Source organism: Geodermatophilus sp. SYSU D01106 (assembly GCF_054049995.1).
In genome coordinates, this window is record NZ_JBJGYM010000046.1 from 1 (window position 1) to 5,444 (window position 5,444).

Annotated in this window: 7 protein-coding genes; 3 read left to right on the forward strand and 4 right to left on the reverse strand. The window is 77.0% G+C overall.

Features of this window, described 5'->3' with window-relative positions:
* Positions 1-102: 102 nt before the first annotated feature.
* Positions 103-1,161 (reverse strand): 1-aminocyclopropane-1-carboxylate deaminase, encoded by a 1,059-nt coding sequence (locus tag ACI78R_RS23260; RefSeq protein ID WP_457042459.1) that lies wholly within the window; start codon positions 1,159-1,161, stop codon positions 103-105.
* On the reverse strand, positions 1,151-1,810 hold the full coding sequence (locus tag ACI78R_RS23265; protein WP_457042460.1) for a GntR family transcriptional regulator: 660 nt from the start codon (positions 1,808-1,810) through the stop codon (positions 1,151-1,153). The genes ACI78R_RS23260 and ACI78R_RS23265 overlap by 11 nt, the downstream gene beginning before the upstream one ends.
* Before the next feature lie 125 nt (positions 1,811-1,935).
* Here ACI78R_RS23265 and ACI78R_RS23270 point away from each other — a divergent pair, with 125 nt between their 5' ends.
* Positions 1,936-2,376 (forward strand): rhodanese-like domain-containing protein, encoded by a 441-nt coding sequence (locus tag ACI78R_RS23270; protein ID WP_457042461.1) that lies wholly within the window; start codon positions 1,936-1,938, stop codon positions 2,374-2,376.
* On the opposite strand, the gene ACI78R_RS23275 is transcribed toward ACI78R_RS23270, so the two are convergent.
* Both ACI78R_RS23275 and ACI78R_RS23280 read right to left on the reverse strand, forming a co-directional pair.
* Positions 2,360-2,923, reverse strand: coding sequence for a GNAT family N-acetyltransferase (locus tag ACI78R_RS23275; protein ID WP_457042462.1), 564 nt, complete (start codon positions 2,921-2,923; stop codon positions 2,360-2,362). The genes ACI78R_RS23270 and ACI78R_RS23275 overlap by 17 nt on opposite strands.
* A gap of 22 nt (positions 2,924-2,945) precedes the next feature.
* Positions 2,946-3,749, reverse strand: a complete 804-nt coding sequence (locus ACI78R_RS23280; protein WP_457042463.1) for an SDR family NAD(P)-dependent oxidoreductase — start codon at positions 3,747-3,749, stop codon at positions 2,946-2,948.
* Between the two features lie 89 nt (positions 3,750-3,838).
* On the opposite strand from ACI78R_RS23280, the gene ACI78R_RS23285 reads away from it, so the two are divergent.
* Both ACI78R_RS23285 and ACI78R_RS23290 read left to right on the forward strand, forming a co-directional pair.
* Positions 3,839-4,573: a Mut7-C RNAse domain-containing protein gene (locus ACI78R_RS23285; RefSeq protein WP_457042464.1), complete on the forward strand. Its 735-nt coding sequence runs from the start codon at positions 3,839-3,841 to the stop codon at positions 4,571-4,573.
* Between the two features lie 102 nt (positions 4,574-4,675).
* Positions 4,676-5,305 (forward strand): superoxide dismutase, encoded by a 630-nt coding sequence (locus ACI78R_RS23290; RefSeq protein ID WP_073422254.1) that lies wholly within the window; start codon positions 4,676-4,678, stop codon positions 5,303-5,305.
* Positions 5,306-5,444: the final 139 nt, after the last annotated feature.

Consider the following 5,444-nt stretch of genomic DNA (forward strand, 5'->3'; position numbering starts at 1 on the left):
CCCCCCCCCCCCCCCCCCCCCCCCCCCCCCCCCCCCCCCCCCCCCCCCCCCCCCCCCCCCCCCCCCCCCCCCCCCCCCCCCCCCCCCCCCCCCCCCGCCAGCTCAGGAGAACAGCGCGCTGTAGCCGTTCAGGGCGGGCTGGCCGCCGAGGTGGGCGTAGAGCACGGTCGACGACGGGTCGATCTCGCGCCGCTGCACGAGGTCGATCGTCGCGGCCATCGACTTCCCCTCGTAGACCGGGTCGGTGACCATGCCCTCGGTGCGGGCGGCGGTCTCCATGGCGCGGATGGTCGCCTCGTCGGGGATGCCGTAGACGCCGCCGTGGTAGCGCTCGTCGAGCTCGACGTCGTCCGGGGTCAGCTCGCGCCGCACGCCGATCGCGCGCGCGGTCCTCTGCGCGATGCGCAGCACCTGGTCGCGGGTCTCGGTGGGCTTGGCGGAGGCGTCGATCCCGAGCACCCGCCGCGGCCGGCCGCCCTGCTCCTCCAGCAGCGCGAACCCGGCGACCATCCCCGCCTGGGTGGACCCGGTGACCGAGCAGACGACGACGGTGTCGAAGAAGACGCCGAGCTCGGCCTCCTGCTGCGCCACCTCCAGCGCCCAGTTCGCGAACCCGTGCCCGCCGAGCGGGTGGTCGCTGGCGCCGGCCGGGATGGCGTACGGCGTGCCGCCGCGGGCCTCGATCTCGGCGAGCGCGGACTCCCAGCTCTCCTTGAACCCGATGCCGAAGCCGGCCTTGACCAGCCGCACGTCGGCGCCGGCGAGCCGGCTGATCAGGATGTTGCCGACCTTGTCGTAGACGGCGTCGGGCCAGTCGACCCAGCTCTCCTGCACCAGCACGCACGACAGCCCGACGTGCGCGGCGACGGCGGCCACCTGGCGGGTGTGGTTGCTCTGCACGCCGCCGATGGAGACGAGCGTGTCGCAGCCCTGCGCGAGGGCGTCCGCGACCAGGTACTCGAGCTTGCGGGTCTTGTTGCCGCCGTAGGCGATGCCGGAGTTGCAGTCCTCGCGCTTGGCCCAGACGGCGGCGCCGCCGAGGGAGGCGGTGAGCCGGTCGAGGCGGTGCACCGGCGAGGGGCCGAAGAGCAGCGGGTGCCGCGGGAAGTCGGCGAGGGTCGTCGCCCTGGGGGCGGCGGGAGGGGCGTGGTCAGTGGTCATGGGTCTCCTCCAGTTCGGACAGCAGCGCCGTCCAGATCTCGGTGGTCGTGGCGACGGCGGCGTCGACGTCCCCGGCCGCGCAGGCGGCGATCAGGCGCTCGTGCAGCCCGACGGACCCCCGCCCGTGCGCCGCGGCGAACCGGGCCCGCTCCAGCCGGCGGATCGCGGGGGTGAGCCGCTCGACGGTCGCGGTCAGCGCGCCGTTGCCCGCCCGCGCGAGCAGCACGCCGTGCAGCTCGTCGTCGGCGGCGAGCGCCGCGTCGAGGTCGCCGGCGTCCACGGCCGCGGCGAACCGCGCGTTGGCCGCGCGCATCGCGGCGACGTCGTCCCCGGTCACCCGGCCGGCCGCCTCCCGGGCGGCGAGCTCGTGCATCACCCGGACGACGGCGGCGGCGTCGCGCACCTGCCGGGGGCGCAGCGGGGTGACCCGGGTGTGGCTCTGCGGCTTGGCCTCGACCAGCCCCTCGTCGACCAGCTTGGCCAGCGCGGCGCGCACCGGCGCCACCGAGAGGCCGAGGCGGCCGGCCAGCTCGGCGTCCTTGACGACGGCACCGGGCGCGAGCTCGCCGGTGACGATCGCGGCGCGGAGGCGGGTCAGCGCCTGGTCGCGCAGCAGCACCCGGCCGACGGGGGCGAGCGGAGCGGTCACAACTGACATCTCAGATGTCAGGCGTCCGCCCGTCAAGGGCGAAGAGCGTGACAACGGCCCTTTTCATGCGGTTGCTGGCCGTCCGGGGCCTCGTCGGGACGGGCGCCCGCCCGCAGGATCGCCGCATGGACTGGAGCACCGACCCCGCCGAGACCGCCGCCCACTTCGCCCGCCGGCTCGCCGTGGAGACCGACGTCTCCGACGTGCACGCCGCCCTCGAGACCGGCGACCCCGGGTTCGTGCTGCTGGACAGCCGCAGCCGGGAGTCGTGGGACCAGGGCCGCGTGCCCGGCGCGGTGCACCTGCCCGGCCGCGAGCTCGCCGACCGCGCGGAGACCGAGCTGGACCGGTCCGTCCCGGTCGTCACCTACTGCTGGGGCCCGGGCTGCAACGGCGCCACCCGCGCCGCGCTCGTGCTGGCGGGACTCGGCTACCGGGTGCGGGAGATGATCGGCGGGTTCGAGTACTGGGCCCGCGAGGGGCTGCCGGTGGCGACGGCGGACGGCCTCACCCGGCCCGACGTCGACCCGCTCACCGCACCGCGGGCGGTCAGCTGCGGGTGCTGAGGTCGGGCGCGTCGTCGTCGGCGAGGCGGGCCCACAGCAGCTCGTCGTGCTTGACGCCGTCGGCGTAGCGGAACGAGCGGCGCAGCCGGCCCTCCAGCGTGAAGCCGGCCTTCGCCGCCACCCGGCCCGACGCCGGGTTGTCCACGGCGTGCACCAGCTCGACCCGGTCGACCGGCAGCGCCGCGAAGCCCCACCGGACGGCGGCGTCGACGGCGCGGGCCGCCAGCCCGCGGCCCCGCGCGGCGGGCACCGTCCAGTAGCCGACCTCGGCGTCGCCCTGCTCGAGGTCGACCGAGTGCAGCGCGACCGAGCCGAGCAGGCCGCCGTCCGCCGCGTCGGCGACCGCCCAGGGGACGAACGGGCGGTCGCCGACGTCGAGGCGGCGGGCGAGCCACTCCTCCGCCGTCTCCCGGCTGCCGTCGAGCGGCGTGGCGCTCCACGCGCGCAGCGCCGGGTCCTGCATCGCCGACCAGACGGCGTCGAGGTCGCCGGCCCGCCACGGGCGCAGCAGCAGCGGGCCGGCGGGCAGCTCGTCGGGGGCGCGCACGCCTCCGATCGTGCCGGGGTGCTCAGCTCTCGGCGGACCCCGGGGCCGACATCGGCTTCATGGTCTTGGCGGCCACCGTGTCCGGGGTCAGCGCCGACATGCGGCCCATCGCCTTGCTGGTGAGGGAGCCGGCGAACACCGACGCCTCGCCCTCCATCAGGCCCTCGTAGCCCTGGCGGGCCACCAACGCCGGGTCGTCCTTGGCGTCGCTGGCGCCGAGCTTGGTGTCGGTGAGGTCGCCGCGGTCGAAGAACTCGGTGTCGGTGGGGCCGGGCAGCAACGCGGTGACGCTGACCCCGGTGCCGGACAGCTCCTCGCGCAGCGCCAGGGCCAGGGACTGCACGAACGCCTTGGTCGCCCCGTAGACGGCCTGGAACGGCTGCGGCGCCTGGGAGGCCACCGACGAGGTGAACAGGATCCGGCCCTCGTCGCGCGCCCTCATGTCCTCGACGACGCGCTTGGCCAGGTGCACCGTCGAGCCGCAGTTGAGCGCCACCATGCCGAGCTCCGCCTCGAGGTCGGTCTCGGCGAAGGCGCCGCCCACCCCGACGCCGGCGTTCAGCGCCGCGGCGGCCAGCGGGCGGCCGGAGCCGCGGACGGCGGCCACGAGCAGCTCCCGGTCGTCGTAGCTGGTCAGGTCGCCGCGCACCGGGGAGACGTGCGCGCCCATCCCGCGCAGCGTCTCGGCCGCGGCGTCGAGCTCGTCGTCCTCGGCGGCCACCACCAGGTCGAAGCCGTGCTCGGCGAACTGCTTGGCCAGCTCCAGGCCGATGCCGCTGGAAGCGCCGGTGACGAGGGCGAGGGGCCGGTCGGTGGGGACGGTCACGGGGACTCCCGGGGATCGAGGCGGTGCGGTCGCCCCGGTCATGCCCATCCGGGACGGCCGCGACCCGCATCGGCGGGTAGGAGGCGCCCGTGGACCCGCGCCCCGTCGCCGTCGTCGTCGACGACGCCCTGCGCCCGCTGCTGCCGGCCCGGGACCGCGCGGCCGGCCGGCGGGTGCTCGCCGCCGACCACGACGCGACCGTCGGCCACCTGGTCCAGGCCGCCGGGGTGCCGCTGACGGAGGTGGGCGAGCTGCTCGCCGACGGCGTCCCGGTCGGGCCGGGCGCCCGGCCGGGCGCGGTCGTCGTCGTCCGGGCCCGTCCCCGGCCGCAGCCGGTCCCCGCCGGCGGCTTCCTGTGCGACGTCGGCCTGGGCGCGCTGGCCCGCCGGATGCGGCTGCTGGGCCTCGACACCGCCTGGTCGCCGGAGGCCCGCGCCCCGGACGCCGACGACGCCGAGCTGGTGGCGGCCGCCGTCGCCGAGGACCGGGTGCTGCTCACCCAGGACCGCGGCCTGCTCATGCGCCGCGCGCTGCCCGCCGGGGCGTGGGTGCGCGGCGGCGGCCCGGACGCGCAGCTCGACGACGTCCTCGACCGGTTCCGCCCGCCGCTGGCGCCGCTCACCCGCTGCCCGGCCTGCAACGGCGTCCCGGTGCCGGTGGCCGCGGCGGAGGTGGCCGGCGAGCTCGAGCCCGGGACCCGGCGCACCGCCACCGACTTCACCCGCTGCCCGGGCTGCGGGCGCGTCTACTGGCGCGGCGCGCACGCCCGCCGCATCGACGCCCTGGTCGCCCGCGCCCGGAGCGTCACGGGCCATCAGCGCTAGAACCGCCGCTTCCTGGCCCGTGGGGGCCACGGATCGGCCCGCGCGTGTCAGCGCCGCCGGGCAGGAGCACGGGCGTCCGCCCAGCCCGACGGAGGGAACCCCGTGCCCGAGTACTCGCTCCCCGACCTGCCCTACGACTACGCCGCCCTCGAGCCGCACATCTCCGGCCGGATCATGGAGCTGCACCACGACAAGCACCACCAGACCTACGTGACCGGTGCGAACACCGCGCTGGAGAAGCTCGCCGAGGCGCGGGAGAACGACGGGCTGGGCACGGCGAACCTGCACGAGAAGAACCTGGCGTTCAACCTCGCCGGGCACGTCAACCACTCGGTGTTCTGGCCGAACATGAGCCCCGACGGCGGCGACCGCCCCGACGGCGAGCTGGCCGCCGCGATCGACGAGCACTTCGGCTCCTTCGACGGCTTCCAGGCGCACTTCACCGCCGTCGCCAACGGCGTGCAGGGCTCGGGCTGGTCGATCCTCGCGTGGGACTCGGTGGGCCAGAAGCTGGTCATCTGCCAGCTCTACGACCACCAGGGCAACCTCGCCGTCGGCCTGGTGCCGCTGCTGCTGCTCGACATGTGGGAGCACGCCTTCTACCTGCAGTACCAGAACGTGAAGGCCGACTACGTGAAGGCCTGGTGGAACGTCGTCAACTGGGCCGACGTCACCGACCGCTTCACCCGGGCACGCACCGCCACCGCCGGGCTCATCGTCCCGGCGGCCTGAGCGCCTCCCGGGGGGGGGGGGGGGGGGGGGGGGGCGGGGGGGGGGGGGGGGGGGGGGGGGGGGGGGGGGGGGGGGGGCGGGGCGGGGGGGGCGGGCCGCGGCCGCCGGGCGGGCGGCGGCGGGGGGGGGGGGGGGGGCG